The sequence below is a fragment of the Peptoanaerobacter stomatis genome (assembly GCF_000238095.2).
GTDB classification, from domain to species: Bacteria; Bacillota; Clostridia; order Peptostreptococcales; family Filifactoraceae; genus Peptoanaerobacter; species Peptoanaerobacter stomatis_A.
In genome coordinates, this window is the sequence record NZ_JH815225.1 from 332316 (window position 1) to 350863 (window position 18548).

General features: G+C 27.0%; 18 protein-coding genes. All 18 read left to right on the forward strand.

Features of this window, described 5'->3' with window-relative positions; genetic code table 11:
- The first annotated feature begins 3 nt into the window (after nucleotides 1–3).
- The 18 genes from prmC (at nucleotide 4) to HMPREF9630_RS01495 (ending at nucleotide 18533) form a co-directional block, all read left to right on the forward strand.
- Nucleotides 4–861, forward strand: a complete 858-nt coding sequence (gene prmC, locus HMPREF9630_RS01410) for a peptide chain release factor N(5)-glutamine methyltransferase (protein WP_009526763.1) — start codon at nucleotides 4–6, stop codon at nucleotides 859–861.
- Between the two features lie 106 nt (nucleotides 862–967).
- Entirely contained in the window at nucleotides 968–1522 is a 555-nt protein-coding gene (locus tag HMPREF9630_RS01415) for a DJ-1 family glyoxalase III (RefSeq protein ID WP_009526764.1), read from the forward strand.
- A gap of 220 nt (nucleotides 1523–1742) precedes the next feature.
- Nucleotides 1743–3569, forward strand: coding sequence for a translational GTPase TypA (gene typA / locus HMPREF9630_RS01420; protein ID WP_009526765.1), 1827 nt, complete (start codon nucleotides 1743–1745; stop codon nucleotides 3567–3569).
- Between the two features lie 41 nt (nucleotides 3570–3610).
- Nucleotides 3611–5194 (forward strand): sugar phosphate nucleotidyltransferase, encoded by a 1584-nt coding sequence (locus HMPREF9630_RS01425; RefSeq protein ID WP_009526766.1) that lies wholly within the window; start codon nucleotides 3611–3613, stop codon nucleotides 5192–5194.
- A gap of 110 nt (nucleotides 5195–5304) precedes the next feature.
- Nucleotides 5305–7380 carry a sulfatase-like hydrolase/transferase gene (locus tag HMPREF9630_RS01430; RefSeq protein WP_009526767.1) on the forward strand — a complete coding sequence of 692 codons (2076 nt, stop codon included), beginning with the start codon at nucleotides 5305–5307 and terminating at the stop codon, nucleotides 7378–7380.
- A 66-nt stretch (nucleotides 7381–7446) separates the two neighbouring features.
- Nucleotides 7447–8832, forward strand: coding sequence for a thioether cross-link-forming SCIFF peptide maturase (gene scfB / locus HMPREF9630_RS01435; protein WP_009526768.1), 1386 nt, complete (start codon nucleotides 7447–7449; stop codon nucleotides 8830–8832).
- 237 nt (nucleotides 8833–9069) lie between these two features.
- Nucleotides 9070–10491, forward strand: a complete 1422-nt coding sequence (locus tag HMPREF9630_RS01440; protein WP_009526769.1) for an aminotransferase class I/II-fold pyridoxal phosphate-dependent enzyme — start codon at nucleotides 9070–9072, stop codon at nucleotides 10489–10491.
- Nucleotides 10492–10507: 16 nt separating this feature from the next.
- On the forward strand, nucleotides 10508–12052 hold the full coding sequence (locus HMPREF9630_RS01445) for a BCCT family transporter (protein WP_009526770.1): 1545 nt from the start codon (nucleotides 10508–10510) through the stop codon (nucleotides 12050–12052).
- Nucleotides 12053–12163: 111 nt separating this feature from the next.
- Nucleotides 12164–12394, forward strand: coding sequence for a glutaredoxin family protein (locus HMPREF9630_RS01450; protein WP_009525782.1), 231 nt, complete (start codon nucleotides 12164–12166; stop codon nucleotides 12392–12394).
- A 93-nt stretch (nucleotides 12395–12487) separates the two neighbouring features.
- Nucleotides 12488–13201 carry a PHP domain-containing protein gene (locus tag HMPREF9630_RS01455; RefSeq protein WP_009526771.1) on the forward strand — a complete coding sequence of 238 codons (714 nt, stop codon included), beginning with the start codon at nucleotides 12488–12490 and terminating at the stop codon, nucleotides 13199–13201.
- Between the two features lie 159 nt (nucleotides 13202–13360).
- Nucleotides 13361–14215, forward strand: a complete 855-nt coding sequence (rapZ, locus tag HMPREF9630_RS01460) for an RNase adapter RapZ (protein ID WP_009526772.1) — start codon at nucleotides 13361–13363, stop codon at nucleotides 14213–14215.
- Nucleotides 14216–14227: 12 nt separating this feature from the next.
- Nucleotides 14228–15229, forward strand: a complete 1002-nt coding sequence (locus HMPREF9630_RS01465; RefSeq protein ID WP_009526773.1) for a gluconeogenesis factor YvcK family protein — start codon at nucleotides 14228–14230, stop codon at nucleotides 15227–15229.
- 179 nt (nucleotides 15230–15408) lie between these two features.
- Nucleotides 15409–15846 (forward strand): NUDIX hydrolase, encoded by a 438-nt coding sequence (locus HMPREF9630_RS01470; RefSeq protein ID WP_009526774.1) that lies wholly within the window; start codon nucleotides 15409–15411, stop codon nucleotides 15844–15846.
- Complete coding sequence (whiA, locus tag HMPREF9630_RS01475) at nucleotides 15846–16802, forward strand: DNA-binding protein WhiA (RefSeq protein ID WP_009526775.1); 957 nt, start codon at nucleotides 15846–15848, stop codon at nucleotides 16800–16802. The genes HMPREF9630_RS01470 and whiA overlap by 1 nt, the downstream gene beginning before the upstream one ends.
- 5 nt (nucleotides 16803–16807) lie before the next feature.
- Nucleotides 16808–17074, forward strand: coding sequence for an HPr family phosphocarrier protein (locus HMPREF9630_RS01480; protein ID WP_009526776.1), 267 nt, complete (start codon nucleotides 16808–16810; stop codon nucleotides 17072–17074).
- 288 nt (nucleotides 17075–17362) lie between these two features.
- Nucleotides 17363–17791, forward strand: a complete 429-nt coding sequence (gene rplM / locus HMPREF9630_RS01485) for a 50S ribosomal protein L13 (protein WP_009526777.1) — start codon at nucleotides 17363–17365, stop codon at nucleotides 17789–17791.
- Between the two features lie 19 nt (nucleotides 17792–17810).
- Complete coding sequence (rpsI, locus tag HMPREF9630_RS01490; protein ID WP_009525774.1) at nucleotides 17811–18209, forward strand: 30S ribosomal protein S9; 399 nt, start codon at nucleotides 17811–17813, stop codon at nucleotides 18207–18209.
- A gap of 72 nt (nucleotides 18210–18281) precedes the next feature.
- Complete coding sequence (locus HMPREF9630_RS01495; RefSeq protein ID WP_009526778.1) at nucleotides 18282–18533, forward strand: hypothetical protein; 252 nt, start codon at nucleotides 18282–18284, stop codon at nucleotides 18531–18533.
- Nucleotides 18534–18548: the final 15 nt, after the last annotated feature.

Genomic DNA, 18548 nt, shown 5'->3' on the forward strand with positions numbered 1-18548 from the left:
ATTATGACAATAAGACAGATATACACATATTGTATAAATGAATTGAACAGTGATGAAAAATATATAGATACAGAATTATTGATTGCACATGTGTTAAAAAAAGACAGATTATACATTAAACTTAACTTGGATGAAGAGATAAGCATGGAAGACGAAAATTATGTAAAATCAGGCATAAATGAACTTAAAATCGGAAAACCCATACATTATATAACCAAGGTAAGAGATTTTTTCGGTTTAGATTTTTTTGTAGAAGAAGGCGTATTGATTCCAAGAAGCGATACTGAATTTTTAGTACAAGAAAGCATAAACGCTTTGAATAAATTCGATAAAAAATTGCATGGGTTGGAAATAGGCGTAGGTAGCGGTATAATATCCGTATCATTGTTAAAAAATATTCCAAATTTGAAGATGACATGCATAGATATAAATGAGAAAGCAATTTTATTAAGCAGAAAAAATGCTGAGAAATTAGGTGTATCAGATAGGATATCACTCATAAATTCAAATCTTTATGAAAATTTGCAAATACATGAATTTGATTTTATAATATCAAATCCTCCATATATTCCAACGGATGATATAAAATCACTTGAAGATAAAGTCAAAAATTTTGAGCCTATAAATGCCCTTGACGGGAGAAAAGATGGACTTTACTTTTATGATGAAATCTTAAAAGAAAGTAAAAAATACCTAAAAAAAGATTTTTTTATTTTTTTTGAGATAGGATATAATCAAGGAGAAGATTTAAAAAGTTTATTCAAAAAATATAATTTTATCGGAGATATAAAAATTATCAAAGACTATAACAACAATGAAAGAGCAGTAGTATATCAAAATCGAATAAAAGTATTGAAATAATGTTGAAAAAATAATAAAAATATGATAAAATTTTTAAATAAAATTTTTTATTTTAAACATATATGAATTTATTTTAATGTTTTATAATTTGAATGGAGGTAGTGAATTGAAAAGAGCAGCTGTGTTTTTTGCTGACGGATTTGAAGAGGTGGAGGCACTTACAGTTGTAGACTACCTTAGACGTGCTGACATTCATGTAGATATGATTTCCACTATTGATAATAAAATTTGTAGGGGAGCTCATGGTATAGATGTAGCTATGGATAAATTGATGGATGAAATATCTGATGACTATGATGCGTATATTTTTCCGGGGGGCTCTGATAATGCAGCTTCAATGAGGCAAAATAAAAAATTGTTGGATAAAGTAAAAAAAGTATTCAATGAAGATAAATTGGTCTGTGCAATATGTGCTTCGCCTACTGTATTATATGAAGCAGGAATACTTGTGGGTAAGAAAATAACTTCATATCCAGGAGTTTTCAAAAATATTAAAGGTGGATTTGATTATCTTGAAGAGAAAGTTGTGGTTGACGGCAACTTGATCACATCAAGAGGCCCGGCTTTAACAGTATATTTTGCCCTTGAAATAATACAAGCTCTTGAAGGAGAAGAAAAAAGACAGCAAATAGAAAACCAGATTTTATTAGCAATGATGTAAAAGATTTATTACTAAGGGATTTTCTTAAGTTTATGAGGAAGTCCCTTAATTGTGTTTATAAAAATATTTTAATACTATTAATTTATTAAATATTCGATTATAATAAAACTATTTATAATGAAATTATTATTTGGATTTATGATATTTTAATGCTTATTATTAATATATTGATAGAGTTTTGAATTAGTATTGATATCATTTTTGAAAGGAATGTTGAAATTTGTCATTAAGAGAAGATATAAGAAATATTGCGATAATAGCCCATGTTGACCATGGTAAAACTACACTTGTAGATGCATTGTTAAAACAAAGCGGTATATTTAGAGAAAATCAAGAAATTCAAGAGAGAGTTATGGATTCAAATGACCTTGAAAGAGAAAGAGGTATTACAATTCTTTCTAAAAATACAGCTATTCACTATAAAAATGCAAAAATAAATATAATAGATACTCCGGGACATGCTGATTTTGGAGGAGAGGTTGAGCGTGTGCTTAAAATGGTTAATGGCGTTATTCTTGTTGTTGACTCTTTTGAAGGACCTATGCCACAAACAAGATTTGTGTTAAAAAAAGCATTGGAATTAAACTTACCTGTGCTTGTGTGTATAAATAAAGTAGATAGACCTGAGGGTAGAGCTGAAGAAGTAGTCGATGAGGTTTTGGAACTTTTATTGGAATTGGATGAAAGCGAAAGATATCTTGATTCACATTTTATATTTGCATCTGCCATAGGTGGCTGGGCAACAGATGATTTGTCTGTGAAAAAAGATAATATGGAAGATATGTACGAGGCTATTTTAAAATATATGCCTGCTCCTGAAGGTGACTTTGATGCTCCTCCTAAAATGCTCATATCAACGATAGATTATAATGAATATATAGGTAGAATAGGAGTAGGAAAAGTAGAAAGCGGAATTATAAAAGTAAATCAGGAAATGCTTCTTATGAATTATCTTGATGAAAACAAAAAAGTAAAAGTTAAAATAGGTAAATTGTATGAATATGATGGTTTAAAGAGAGTGGAAGTTCCTGAGGCAAAAATGGGTTCAATAGTTGCCATATCAGGTATAGAAGATTTACAAATAGGTGATACTTTAACAGATCCTTCAAATCCGAATACTATTGAATTTGTCAATATTTCCGAACCTACAATAGCTATGACATTTTCTGTAAATGACTCTCCATTTGCAGGACAGGAAGGTAAATTTGTAACATCAAGACAAATCAAAGACAGATTACAAAAAGAATTGAATACAAATATTTCATTGAGAGTTGAAGAAACAGACTCAGCAGATGCGTTTAAAGTATCAGGAAGAGGAGAATTGCATCTTTCCATATTAATGGAAACTATGAGAAGAGAAGGCTATGAATTTCAAGTATCTAAGCCGGAAGTATTGTTTAAAACAGATATAAACGGAAAAAAACTTGAACCTATGGAGATAGCTGTAATAGATGTGCCTGAAGAATTTATGGGTTCTGTAATGGAAAAAATGGGGCTTAGAAAAGGCGAAATGAAAAATATGATACAAAGTAAAGGCGGATATGTAAGACTTGAGTTTTCTATACCGACAAGAGGTCTCATAGGATATCGTAGCGAATTTTTAACAGATACAAAAGGAAACGGAATAATAAATACGTTATTTGACAAATATGACGAATACAAAGGCACAATAGAAACAAGATCAAGAGGTTCCCTTGTAGCATTTGAATCAGGAGTGGCAGTAACATATGGGCTTTATAATGCACAAGAAAGAGGGATTTTATTTGTAGAACCGGGAGAAAAAGTATATTCAGGTCAAGTTGTAGGATTAAATGCAAGACCTGAAGATATAGATGTAAATGTGTGCAAAAGAAAACAAGCTACAAATATGAGAGCATCAGGTTCAGATGATGCGCTAAGATTATCTCCTGCAAAAAAAATGTCATTGGAAGAAACATTAGAGTTTATAGATGATGACGAACTTATAGAATTGACACCAATATCAATGAGAATAAGAAAAAGAATATTAGATAAAGCACAAAGAGCAAAAGCAAGATCGAAAAATTAGTTTTGATGTTTGCGTTTATTGAAAACAGGTTGGTGTAAAATATGAAAGTTGATAATGCCATAATACTTGCTGCCGGAATTGGAGACAGGTTTTCGCCATTGACATATACTAAACATAAAGGATTAATAGATGTTTTAGGTGAAACAATGGTTGAAAGACAAATCAAGCAATTAATTGAGGCAGGAATAAATGATATAACAATAATAACGGGATATTTATCAAAAGACTATGATTTTTTAATTGATAAATATAAAGGGATAGTTAAGATACTATTTAATGAAAATTATCTCACTAAAAATAATATATATAGTATGTATATTGCCAGAAAATTGTTGAGAAATACTTATATATTGTCTTGTGACAATTACTATGTAAATAATATTTTCTCAAATATTGAATATAATGCTTGGTATTGTGCTGTATCATCACAAGCAGATAAAAATGAATGGGGATTAACATTAGACCATAATGATAAAATAATATCTATCTCAAAAACTGCTAAAAGCAATCAATATTATATGTATGGGGCAGTATTTTTTGATGAAAAACTTTCCGAAAAATTTAGAAATATTTTAGAAGAAATGTCTTGCGAATTAGAGAAAGAACATAGTGCTATTTCAAATTGTCTTTGGGAACAAATACTATTAGATAATATAAATGAATTTGAGATATATGCAAAAAAAGAAAAAGAAAATAATGTATACGAATTTGAAAGTCTTGAACAATTAAGAAATTTTGATATAAGATATAAAAATGATTGTGAAGATGCAATAATAAAAAAAATATCAGAAGTATTTGATGTAAAACAAGAAAAAATTACCAATATAGTTAGTCAAAAAATGGGTATGACTAATGATTCATTTAGATTTGATATAGATAATGTAAGCTATATATATCGTGTAAGTGGAAAGAAGTCACATAAAATAATTGACAGGTATACAGAAGCGCTTGTGTATAAAAAAATAAAAGATTTACACATATCTGACGAAGTAATATATATAAACCCACAAAACGGACATAAAATATCAAAATTTTTCTATAATGCAAGAGTTATAAATCCTGCTTCAAAAGAAGAGGTATTTAGAGCTGTTCAAATGATAAAAAAACTTCATAATCAAAATATAAAAATAGATAAATATTTTGATATTAAAGAAAATTTGTTATATTATGAAAGACTTGCTAAAGAAAAGGGTGTACAATTTTTTGAAGATTATGTGCAAGTAAAAGGAAAAATATTTAAAATATTGGAAGTTATTAAAAAGTTACCGATGAATGTATGTCTTTGTCATATAGATGCAATTAGAGATAATATTTTAATTACAGAAGATAACAGTTTGAAATTAATAGATTTTGAATATGCAGCTATGCAAGATCCTATGATTGATATAGCTATGTATGCAATATACAGTAACTATAATTTTGAACAAATAAGAGAATTAGTTGATATATATTTTGCAGAAGAAGAAATTCCAAAGTATTCATACGAAAAAGCTATACTATTTGCTATATGTGGCGGATTACTATGGTATACTTGGGGGGAATATATGCAAAATAATAATGAATTAAAAGACTATTTGAAATCTATGTATGATTATGCTAAATTAGATGTTGACTTAACTATTTAACAGCAAAATGTTAGATAGTTTGCTTAATTATAACTATTATACAGTTTTATAATTTATAAAAATTGAATTTTAAAATTAATTCATTATGTAATTAATGGAGTTGTTTTAATATGAAAAGTAAAATTTTAGAAAATTTAAATATCGGAAATATAGACACGTTATTAGATGACATAAAACAATATGAGGTTGAATATCCTTATGATTTTGATATATATTCAATAAAAGCTTCCTATTATTTTATGGTAGGAGATTTATATAATGCTGAAAAAACACTTCTTAGTGGATATGATATAAATATATTTAATTTTGATATTTTATACAACTTAGCACTTGTGTATGAATATAAAAAAGACACTATTAATGCTATGAAATTTTATAATAGAGCAAAAATCATGGCAATGAATTATCTAATGGATTTTAATGAAATTGATGATAAAGATTCTATTGAAACTTATAAAAAGCATATAGATTTAATAACAAAAAAAATTGATGAATTAAACACTATTTTTAATAAAAAAATTGAATTGTCAGAATCATCTAAAAATTTAACATTTTTATTAGAATTTAGCAAAGAGTTAGCAGATTATAGTAAAGAATATAATATAAATTTTGAATTAGATGCAATGGAGCCATGGTGTTGGAAAGGACAGATTTATTTTGGAGAGCATTTAAGATATGATTCATCGTATTTTGTAGGATATTACAGTAGGATTGGTATTGTTCTTGAAAATACACAGGCATATAGAAGAGTGGAAATATTAAAAATATTAAAAATATTAAAAGATAGGTTAAATAATGATATAAATAATGATGACAATATATTAAAAATAAGTGAAAAAGTATTGCTTCCTATATTATTAAAAGATGAAAATAATCTTATGATAGAAAAAAATGGCAAAACTTATGAAATCTTTCAACAGCCTAATGTATTTTACTATTATAAGTTTGATGAGGATATAAAGATAAAAAATAATAAATATTTAATTGCACAGCCTATAAAGTTACATTCAGATGATAATAAGAAAAAGTTGATAATTAGTATATTCATAGATGGGTTATGTTGGAATACTGTAAAACAGGAAGGTTTTAAAAATCTAATGCCTAAAACTGAAAACTTTTTTTCTGACGGTATAATTTGCAATAATTTTCATTCCAATGCAGAATGGACATATCCGTCCATGGCATCATATTTTACAGGTCAATATCTGATTAATCATAATATGTATACAAGCTTGGCAGTTAAATTTTTGCCTAAAGACACAATGACATTAGCAGAAATATTCAAAAACTCAAAATTCGTTAATACAAAGATAGATGGAGATTGGAGAACATCTCCTGATATCGGATATATAAGAGGATTTGATAGAGTTGTCGATGCTATATATGGAGAAAGAATGGGTGTACAAGAAGTAATAACAGAGGCAATAGATAATATAGAATTATTTAAAGATACAAATCAATATTTATTTTTAGGTATTGCTGATTTGCATGATATTGCTGATAATTACAGATTGAGTGTATGCACTCAAAAAGAAATTGATTTTGAGAATATGCAAGGAAGTAAAATTGATTCTACATCAGTTATGATATCTTCTGATGATAACAAAAAAGCGAGATATTTAAAACAAATAAGTTATTTAGATATGTATCTTGGAATTTTATTTAATCATATTAAGGAAAATTTTAAGGATGATGAGATTATAGTGACAATATTTTCTGACCATGGTCAAGGATATCTTAACGATGAAAAGGATAATTTCTTCCTTAATGACAATAGAACCAATGTACCATTACTTATAAAAGGTGTTACTAAAGAAAAACATATATGTGATGAATATATATCAGCAGTAGACTATATAAGTATAATGGATAAAATATCCGACTTAAACGCTGACTTAAATAATAAAGACAGTAATTTGCCTGAATTTTTTGGAGGTAAAAAGCGTGATTTTGTGATTTCAGAATCGCTTCATTCAAACAGACCTTATAGAGTGTCTTTTAAAAATGAAAAAGAGTATTTTTATTTTGAAACACAAGGTTTAGCAACTACTGATGGTAGAGTAAAAATAGGAGATTACAAAACATATCTATATGATAGCGAATTAAATGTTATAAATGATGATGATAAAATTAAATATTATACAGATATTGCCTTAGAAAGAATAAAAAATCATATTATATATTAGATGGTTAATATATAAAATATAGTATAAATTTTTTAAAATATAAACAGTGATTAAAGGAAATATAAAATGAAAATTGACAAACTGATACACAAATACAAAATGAATGATTTGAATATAGTGCTTGATATAAATTCCGGCTCTGTTCATATTTTTGATGATATAAGTTATGATATAGTAGAAGATGCATATAATATTACATCTGAAGGTTTATGCAAAAAATATGGCTATACAAAAGATGAAATTGAAGAAGCACTTGAAGAAATTAATGCACTTAGAGATGATGGACAACTATATACAGATAATGATTATATAGACAATATAATAGTATCTAATCATACAAATGTTATAAAGGCCATGTGTTTGCACGTAGCTCATGATTGTAATTTGAGATGTAGTTATTGTTTTGCTTCGCAAGGAGATTTCGGTGGTGATAAGGAAATAATGAGCTTTGAAGTTGGAAAAAAAGCTTTAGAATACCTTGTAGAAAACAGTGGCAATAGGAAAAATCTTGAAGTGGATTTTTTTGGCGGAGAGCCTCTTATGAATTTTGAAGTTGTAAAAAAACTTGTAGATTATGGAAATAAAATTGCTGAGGAAAAAGGAAAAAATTTCAGATTTACAATAACCACTAACGGAGTATTACTAAGTGATGACAAAATAGACTATATAAATAAAAATATGCACAATGTTGTACTGTCGCTTGATGGAAGAAAAGAAATAAATGATGAAAACAGACCACTCATAAATGGACGAGGAAGCTATGATTTGATAGTTCCAAAATTCCAAAAACTTATTAAAAATAGGCCAAAAGATAAATACTACTATGTAAGAGGTACATTCACAAGAAAGAACCTTGATTTTTCAAAAGATGTTATGGAATATAAAGATTTAGGATTTGCGCTTACATCAATAGAGCCTGTAGTGGGTGAAGAAGAAAATATATATGCAATCAGACATAAAGATTTACCACAAATATTGGAAGAATACGAAAATTTGGCAAAAGAATATGCTGATATGCAAGCAAATAAAGAAGATTTTAAATTATTCCACTTTATGGTAGACTTGTCACAAGGACCTTGTGTAATAAAAAGAGTTCGTGGCTGTGGTGCAGGAGGAGAATATCTTGCGATTACACCGACAGGTGATATATATCCTTGCCATCAATTTGTAGGAAATGAAAAATATAAAATGGGTAATTTGTTTGATAAAAACTTAGAACTACCTCAAGATTTGCAAACAAAATTCAAAAATGCAAATGTACTTACAAAAGATGAATGCAAAGATTGTTGGGCAAGATATTATTGCTCAGGTGGCTGTCATGCAAATGCGATTAATTTTAATGATGATATTCAAAAACCGTATGAAATAGGCTGTATAATGCAAAGAAAAAGAATCGAATGTGCAATAATGATAGAAGCTTACAAGGTTATATCTGAAAATGTTGCAAATTAGAAATAACTTTAAATAAAAATTTCTTTAATTTTTAACATAGAATTAACATTATACTAATATCAGTATAATGTTAAAACTTTTTTATGTAGTAAAAATAAGCCAATTAAATTTTATTGCAATGTAAATTTATATAGTTAAAAAAATATTAGTACAAATAAATTAATAATATGTTGGAGTTTTACAATTTAATTTGAGTTTATAATTATTTTTTAAATTAACAAATTGTTTATAAATGATATGGATAACTTACCTATAATAAATGAATTGAAATTATTCAAAAAAGAAAACTATACAAAATTTTTTATGCCTGGGCATTTGCAACTTGTATATAAACAAGACTATACATTTGTCCAAAAAGAAGTATTTGGCTTGCTAAAAGAATTTGAAAAAGATATATTTTCCTTTGATGTAACAGAAGTAAATAATTTTGACAATCTTGCAAATCCTAATGGAATTATACAAAAATCTCAAGAAATATTATCAAAAGATTTTGGAGCAAAAAGAGCATATTTTTTAGTAAATGGCTCGACTGTAGGTATATTATCGATGGTCTGTGCGGTTACTAAAAACAAAGACAAAATAATAATTCAAAAAAATTCGCATAAATCAGTGTATAATGCCTGTAAAATAAATGATTTATCTGTGGTATATATCGATACTGAAAAAAATAGTGAGTTTGACATATTCGAAAAAATTGATTTAATTAAATTTGAGAATATATTAAACCAAAATAAAGATGCAAAAGCCGTTGTGATTACGTCACCTGATTATTATGGGCAAAATCAAAATATCGAAAAACTTGCACAAATAACACATAAATATAATATGCTTTTGCTTGTAGATTCTGCACATTCTCCACATTATATATATAGTGAATATTTTCAAAAAAATGCCATATATAATGGGGCAGATATTATGGTAGTAAGTTTTCACAAGACATTACCTACGTTAAATCAAACAGCATTGATGTTTGCAAACAATAGTTTAAACGATTATGTATGTGATAAATTGCAAGAAAAACTCAATATATTTCAAACCACAAGTCCATCGTATATATTGCTGGCAAATATGGAACTTACTAATAATATTTTGAAAAAATACGGAAAAGAATTATATAAGAATCTCAAAAATAATATAGAAAATTTTAAAATTCATATAAGAACATTAAATAAAATATTAGAAAAATTTTATAAAAATTTTTATGTTAAAATTTTAAACAATGATGATTTTTCAAGAATTGTAATCTCTACCCCGAACATAAAAAACACCTATAAAATTTTAAAAGAAGAGTATAAAATACTTCCTGAAATGGTAAACGAAAAAAGTATAGTTTTTATATGTAATATTTTCCATACAAAGCATGATTTTGATTTATTATATGAAGCATTTAAACATATCTCTAAAAAATATTTAAATATAAAGGGTATTAGTTTATATACAGATAGAAAAGATGTTTTTTTTAAAGAAAATGTATACGAAAAAAAGCTTAGCATTTTAAATTACTTAAAAGAAAATATAGGAAAAAATTCTAAAAAATCAATATATTCATATCCTCCGGGAGTGCCGATAATATCAGAACATGAAATTATAAATAGCGAGCATATTAGATATGTTAATAACATAATAAATAATGTTGAAATAGATTTATTTATGGGATGATTAGAGGTGTTATTATATGAGAAAAAAATCCGATTCAAATAACAATCTTATAGATACATTTGGAGAAGTAGGCATAATATCTTTGATATTGCTTATATTTCTATGCACAATATTTACTTTTTTCCCTGAAAAATCTAAAATTATATTGGAAAAATTAAGATTTTTTCTGGCTGATAATTATGGGATTTATTATGCTGCTTTAGGATTAGGGGTATTTCTGTGTACAATTTTTATTGCGTTTTCTAAATATGGAAAAATTAAACTTGGAAAAGAAAGTGATGAAAAAGAATACCCATCTTTTATTTGGGGAACTATGATATTTACATCTACTATGGCGGCAGATATTTTGTTTTTTTCTTTGTGCGAATGGTCTTTATATTATGATGAACCATATATCCAAAATTTAGGAAGTTTGCAATTGTGGGCATCTACATATCCTTTATTTCACTGGGGGCCTACTGTTTGGGGATTTTATGTAATTTTGTCCGTTTCATTCGGTTTCATGATTCATGTAAGAAATAGAAAATGTCAAAAGTTTTCAGAAGCATGTAGACCTATTTTTAAAGAAAAAATAGATGGTATTTGTGGTAAGACAATTGATTTAATAGCTATTTTTTCTTTGATAGCGGGAACATCAACTACATTTTCTTTGGCTACTCCATTATTATCTAAAGTAATCAGCAAGTTTTTTTACATAGAAAATACAACTATTTTTACAATATTGATACTTATTATAATAGCTGTTATATATACAATTGCGGTACTATCTGGAATGAAGACCATATCAAACTTGGCTAAATATAGTTCATATATATTTTTTTTATTGATATCATATTTTTTATTTGTCAGTGGTGAAACGGTATATATTTTAGAAACAGGATTTTCTGCTATTGGAAATCTTGCACAAAACTTTATATTAATGTCTACATGGTTAGACCCTTTGCGTGAAACATATTTTCCACAAAAATGGACAATATATTATTGGTCATATTGGATGGTATGGTGTGTCGCAACACCATTTTTTATAGGTAAAATTAGCAAAGGAAGAACTATTAAGGACACCATTTTAGGTATTTATATGTATGGTATTTCAGGAACGTTCATGTCTTTCATAGTTATGGGTAATTATGGACTTTCATTACAGTTAAATAATAAATTAGATATAGTTGGAATAATAGCTAAAACAAGTGATTATTCTGAAGCAATAATTAAAATATTTGATACATTACCATTTCCCAACATAGCTCTTATAATTTTAGTTCTTACAATGATTATGCTTTATGTAACCACTTTTGATGCACTTGTAATGGTAGCTTCTGTATATTCTTATAATATGCCTGATATGGAAATGGAAGCTGATAAAAAAAATAAAATATTTTGGGCAATAATATTTATATTATTTCCTATCGTTTTGATTTTTTTTAAAAACTCTATGTATAATTTACAGTCAATATCAATTATAGCTGCATTCCCTATAGGAATTATTATTATTTTTATAATTATCAGTTTTTTTAAAGATGCACACAAATATTTGACAGAATATGATAAACGAAATATATAGTTTTATTAATTATAATATTTTGTTTAATGAGTATAATTTCTGGTATAAATATTTAAAAGTAGTAATATGCTTTAATATAAAAATATAAAAAAGTTTTGTGGAGGAACAAAAATGGAAAATATAACTGTTTATACAAGTACATCTTGTCATTACTGTCATCTTCTTAAGGATTATTTGAAAGAAAAAAATGTTGCTTTTGATGAAAGAAATATAGATACTGATTCTGATGCAAGGGCATTTCTTATAAAAAACAGAATTATGGGTGTACCTGCAATGTATGTTGGTGAGCAACAAATAGTAGGCTTTGACAAAGAAAAAATAGATGAGGTATTAGGATTATAATATCGAATACTATAAATAAATTAAAAATCTAAAAGATATTTTTTCTTTTAGATTTTTTTTGTAGATTTATACAATTCTTTTGGAGTGATTAAATTGAAAATTTTTGCAGATTATCATACCCATACTATATACAGTGATGGTAAAACTACAATAAAGGAAAATGTTGAGCAGGCAATAAAAATAGGTCTTAAAACCATAGGTATATCAGATCATGGATATAAACATATGGGTTTTGGAGTTAAATATGAAAACTATCCCAAAATAAGAGAAGAAATTGACAGATTACAAGAAAAATATAAGCAAATAAAAATACTTATGGGGATAGAGTGCAATATACTCGATGATAAAGGAAATATAGATATTGATGATAAAATAATATCTTATATGGATTATGTTATGGCAGGATATCATTTCGGTTCAACTCCAAAAAATTTAAGGGGAGCCAAAAATCATATGTTTAATTATATAAAACCCTTAAAAAATTATGAGATTGATTATAATACCAGAGCTTTAATAAATGCTATGAAAAACAATGATTTATTCATATTAACGCATCCGGGAGATAAAGGTAACGTAGATATAGAGGAGATTGCAAAAGTAGCTGAGCAAACAGGCACAGTACTGGAAATAAACGAAAGACACCACAACTTGACATATGAACAACTTTTAAAAGTAAAACATTTCGATATAAAATATGTTATTTCATCAGATGCTCATAAAAAAGATGCCATAGGTGTGGTGGATGATGCAATAAAAAGAGCTGTAAAAGCTGAAATACCTATAAATAGAATAATAAATGTAATATAAAAGTTGTGAAAGTTTTAAATATTGAAGAACAAAATATATTTTGATATAATAAAATATACGATTTTACAATATTTTTATAAGTATATATAATATATTGAATATAATAAAAACTATTTGTATTCAAAAATATTAATATTTTATATAAAATGGAGCTAAGGTATGAAAATAGTTATAATTACAGGATTATCGGGTTCAGGTAAAAGTGAAGCTATGAATGTTATGGAGGATCTGGGATATTATTGCATAGATAATTTGCCTCCTGAAATAATACCTAAAATAGTTACTCTCGGATATGATTCAAAAGGACAGCTTGATAAAATTGCGCTCGGTATAGATATAAGAGGTTACCAGTTTTTAAAAGAGATAAATACTGCAATAAACTTTCTGCAAGAAAGCGGTTATGATTACAATGTTATATTTTTGGAATCAAATAATGAAACCTTGGTAAGACGTTACAAAATGTCAAGAAGAAAACACCCTTTATCAAATGGTGAAGATATTTTGGATGGAATATCAAAAGAAAGGGAAATGCTTAAAGATATTAGAAAAAAAGCAAAATATATAATAGATACATCAAATTTTTTGCCGATTGATTTGAGAAGAGAGGTTATATCACTATTTAATGAAAATATAAAAAGTAAAGGATTCATTATAACAATAATATCTTTCGGTTTCAAATACGGTATACCGATAGATTCAGATCTTGTATATGATGTAAGGTTTATGCCAAATCCATATTATGTCGAAGAACTGAAAGAAAAAACAGGAAATGACAAATATGTTCAAGAATATGTTTTAAATGATGTAAACAGTGTAAAATTTTTAGAAAAATTATATGATATGATAGATTTTTTATTGCCTATGTATATAAAAGAAGGTAAAAATCAGCTCGTTATATCAATAGGTTGTACAGGAGGTAAACATCGTTCTGTTACAATAAGTAACAAATTATACGAACATTTGGAAAATCAAAATTACAATGCTTATATAAAACATAGAGATTATATGAATTGAGGATAATAAATAATGAAAAATAAAGCGACAATTACTCTTCTTGGAGGAGGAACAGGACAATCCAATATATTAAGAGGTCTAAAAAAATTTGATGTAAACCTTAATTCAATAGTTACTATGGCAGATGACGGTGGAAGTTCAGGAATTTTAAGACAGGAAATGGATATACTTCCGCCCGGAGATTTGCGCAATTGTATATTGGCACTGTCAAACATAGAACCTGAGATGGAAAAATTATTTCAATACAGATTTTCAAAAGGCTCATTAAAAGGGCAAAATTTTGGAAATTTATTTATAGCTGCTATGAACGAAATACATGGCGATCTAAGAAATGCAATAGCACAAACATCCAAAATACTTGCTGTTAGAGGCAACGTATATCCTGTTACCTATGATAATATAAATTTGCTTGCAAAACTTCAAAATGGAAATATTGTAAGAGGAGAGTCTATAGTAGCAAAAGAATGTATAAATCAAAAAAGCGCAATAGACAAAATATATATAGAACCTGACAATGTATCTGCATCAGAAGATGCCATCAATGCAATAAGAAAATCTGATGTTATAATAGCAGGTCCCGGAAGTCTATATACAAGTATATTTCCTGTACTACTTATAAAAGAAATAGCTTATGAAATAAAAAAATCTAATGCCGTAAAGATATTCATAACAAATATAATGACAGAACATGGAGAAACAGACAGGTTTACATCAAAAGACTTTGCGCTTGAAATTGTCAAAAATTTTAATGACCATATATTTAATTATTTTATAGTAAATAACGGTAAAATTCCAAATGATATTATGCTTAAATATAATAAAAAAGACCAAAATATAATAAAGTTTGAAGATGACGATGCAAATATTTTCAAAAAAATGGGTATAACAGTAATCCATGAAGATATGGTAAAAATAAAAAATAGATTGATATTTCATGATAACGAAAAAGTTGCACAGATAATAAATGAAATTTTTAAGGATAGGTATAATATAAATTTAGAAATATTTTTATAAATTTGTACACTTAATACTATTTATTTTTTTATTGATTTAAAGTATAATATTGTATAAGTTTTAATTTTTATCTATATAATATAAAATTATTTGATTTAAAATTATTAATAATGGATAAAAAACTATAGACAAAAAGAACTTTTTATTTTAAAAATTATTATAGATTGGAATGTTATATAATGAGGGAAGAAACAAGTGCAGGCGGAGTAGTAGTTTTCTCAAATGCAATTCTTTTACTAAAAAAATACAACAAAGACTGGGTTCTTCCTAAAGGTAGAAATGAACAAGGGGAGAAATTAGAACAGACAGCAGTAAGAGAAGTGTATGAAGAAAGTATGATAAAAGCTGAGATATTGAAATATTTAGGAGAAATACATTATACATTTAATGACAATATAGATATAGGAGATAAGATACATAAAACTGTATATTGGTATCTAATGACAACACAAAACAATGAATGTTATCCACAAAAAGAAGAAGGTTTTGTCGAGGCGAGGTTTATAGAATTTGACAAAGCGCTCGATTATGCGAAATATGAAGATGAAAAATCAATAATAAAAGTGGCTATAGAACATATGAAAAAAATAAATAGTAAAAAATCAGGTAAAAAATAGTGTTTTTTTCAAAAGAAATAAGAGATGAGATAACAGATATAAAAATATATGATGATAATGAAATTATAGCTCTTTTAAGTGGAGTTTTTATGTTTTGCGGAAGTGTTGTAATAAAAGGTAACGGAAAACTTTCTTTTCAGATAAATACAGAAAGCATAACTGTTGCGAAAAAAGTATCTCTCCTTTTTAAAAAAATGTTTTCAATAACTCTTGAATTATATCAAAAAAATAATTATAATTTTAATAAGGAAAAAATTTATACTTTAGAATATACGCAGACTTTGAATGAAATAAGCAATATTTTAAAAAAAATCTTTGTGCTTAATGAAGATAGTAGCGGTGTAATATCTATAAGAAGTGATATAGATGAAATTATAACAAAAAATGAGAATGCAGTAAAATCTTTTTTGAGAGGAGCTTATATGATGTCAGGTTCAATAGCAGATCCTGAAAAATCATATCACCTCGAATTTATATCACATGACTTTACATTTAGTCAAAATTTTTCCGCTTTATTAAATGAAAGTAATATAAAATCTAATATTACTCAAAGGAAAGAATCTTTTATTATATATATAAAAGAAAGTGAAAGTATATCGGATTTATTAAATTTGATTGGCGCACACAAAAGTATGTTTAAATTTGAAGATATACGAATAAAAAAACAAGTTAGAAACAACATAAACAGAATAGTCAACTGTGAAACTGCCAATCTAAGTAAAATAGCAAAAACATACGTAAGACAAAAAAAAGCAATACAATACATCTCAGATAAAAAAGGTCTTAGTTTTTTGCCGAATGAATTAAGGCAGATTGCTATTTTAAGATTAGAAAATGAAGAGGACAGTTTAAAAGAATTAGGTGAAAAGCTACCTAATCCGGTAAGTAAGTCTGTTGTAAATCGTAGACTTTCCAAAATAGAAAAAATAGCTCAACTAATTTATGAGGAGGAATAAAAGATATGATAAAAAAAGAAATTGTAGTAAATAATGATTTAGGACTTCATGCAAGACCTGCAGCAGTATTTATTCAACATGCAAATAAATATAAATCAAATATATTGATAACAAAAGAAAATTCAACAGTAAATGCAAAATCTATAATGGGAGTTATGGCTCTTTCCGTAGGAAACGGTGAAACTATAGAAATAAAAGCGGAAGGACCTGATGAAAATGAGGCAATAGAAGATTTAATGATATTGATACAAGAAGGATTGGCAAAAATCTAAATTTAAGCTTTTGTTTTTAATCTATAACTATATATTTTTAATTTAAAAACAGCATTTATATTAAAAAATTGAATAATTATTTATTCTAATTTTGATACAGTAGATTATAATTTATATAAAAATATATAAATTAAAGGTTAATTGTGCTTGTTTTATATATTTTTACTTGACAAGTTCATATTTTTATAATAAAATACTCTGGAATGTATAGATAAGTTGTCCATTAGCCCCGGACTTATGATACAGAGTGTATTTGATTATTTATGCATATTAGGAGGAAATTAAACAATGAAGTGTTATGTTCAAAAACCTTCAGAGGTTCAAAGAAAATGGCATCTTATAGATGCAGAAGGAAAGACTCTTGGTAGACTTTCTACTGAAATAGCAAAACTATTAAGAGGTAAACACAAAGTTACTTTTACACCACACGTTGACGGTGGTGATTATGTAGTTGTTATCAATGCTGAAAAGATTGAAGTTACAGGTAAGAAAAGAGACAACAAAGTATATAGACACCATACAGGATATATAGGAAATCTTAAAGAAATAAACTTTAAGAAATTACAAGAAAAAAAACCTGAAGAAATAATAAGATTATCTGTAAGTGGAATGCTCCCTAAAAACAAATTAAGAGCACCTATGATGAAGAGACTAAGAATATTTGCAGGTCCTGAACATGTTCATCAAGCTCAAAATGTAGAAAATTACGAATTTTAATTTAGGAGGGTAAACTTTAATGGCAAAGGTACAATATTTCGGAACAGGAAGAAGAAAGAGTTCTGTTGCAAGAGTAAGATTATTACCGGGCGACGGAAAAATAACTATAAACAAGAGAGACGTAGAAGACTATTTCGGAGCAGGATATGAAACTCAAAAAAGAGAAGTAAGAAGACCACTTGAAATAACAGAAACATTAGGTAAGTACGATGTATTTGTAAATGTTTCCGGTGGTGGATTTACAGGTCAAGCCGGAGCGATAAGACACGGTATTTCAAGAGCATTACTTGAAGTAGATGCAGAATTAAGAAAAACTCTAAAATCAGAAGGTTTCTTAACAAGAGATTCAAGAATGAAAGAAAGAAAGAAATATGGTCTTAAAGCGGCAAGACGTGCTCCACAGTTCTCCAAGAGATAATTTTTTGAACTTAAAAACCTTGAAAATTATATATTTTCAAGGTTTTTATAATATAAAAAGGAGTTTTGGGAAATGATATTTGATTATCTTTTAAATAATAAAGGAGAAATAGGTGCAAAGATAATGATAACTGCGATATTGTTAGCTATATGTTCATTTATAAATCCTACTTTATTTAATGTACATGTTGACGGTGTTGACTTTTATGAGAATTATTATTATTCGCTTGTGAGGAGTTTATCTTGGTTTGTTTTTGTAATTATGCTTTTCTTTTTCGGTTTTGCAATATTTTTAAGGGGAAGAAAAAACGAAGACGATAAATAATCTTAATTTTATTAA

Excerpts from the sequence above, each read along its gene's own strand:
- prmC (WP_009526763.1), top strand. The coding sequence starts at position 4 with ATGACAATAAGACAGATATACACATATTGTATAAATGAATTGAACAGT.
- HMPREF9630_RS01425 (WP_009526766.1), top strand. The coding sequence starts at position 3,611 with ATGAAAGTTGATAATGCCATAATACTTGCTGCCGGAATTGGAGACAGG.
- HMPREF9630_RS01430 (WP_009526767.1), top strand. The coding sequence starts at position 5,305 with ATGAAAAGTAAAATTTTAGAAAATTTAAATATCGGAAATATAGACACG.
- scfB (WP_009526768.1), top strand. The coding sequence starts at position 7,447 with ATGAAAATTGACAAACTGATACACAAATACAAAATGAATGATTTGAAT.
- HMPREF9630_RS01440 (WP_009526769.1), top strand. The coding sequence starts at position 9,070 with ATGGATAACTTACCTATAATAAATGAATTGAAATTATTCAAAAAAGAA.
- HMPREF9630_RS01445 (WP_009526770.1), top strand. The coding sequence starts at position 10,508 with ATGAGAAAAAAATCCGATTCAAATAACAATCTTATAGATACATTTGGA.
- HMPREF9630_RS01450 (WP_009525782.1), top strand. The coding sequence starts at position 12,164 with ATGGAAAATATAACTGTTTATACAAGTACATCTTGTCATTACTGTCAT.
- rapZ (WP_009526772.1), top strand. The coding sequence starts at position 13,361 with ATGAAAATAGTTATAATTACAGGATTATCGGGTTCAGGTAAAAGTGAA.
- HMPREF9630_RS01465 (WP_009526773.1), top strand. The coding sequence starts at position 14,228 with ATGAAAAATAAAGCGACAATTACTCTTCTTGGAGGAGGAACAGGACAA.
- HMPREF9630_RS01470 (WP_009526774.1), top strand. The coding sequence starts at position 15,409 with ATGAGGGAAGAAACAAGTGCAGGCGGAGTAGTAGTTTTCTCAAATGCA.
- HMPREF9630_RS01480 (WP_009526776.1), top strand. The coding sequence starts at position 16,808 with ATGATAAAAAAAGAAATTGTAGTAAATAATGATTTAGGACTTCATGCA.
- rplM (WP_009526777.1), top strand. The coding sequence starts at position 17,363 with ATGAAGTGTTATGTTCAAAAACCTTCAGAGGTTCAAAGAAAATGGCAT.
- rpsI (WP_009525774.1), top strand. The coding sequence starts at position 17,811 with ATGGCAAAGGTACAATATTTCGGAACAGGAAGAAGAAAGAGTTCTGTT.
- HMPREF9630_RS01495 (WP_009526778.1), top strand. The coding sequence starts at position 18,282 with ATGATATTTGATTATCTTTTAAATAATAAAGGAGAAATAGGTGCAAAG.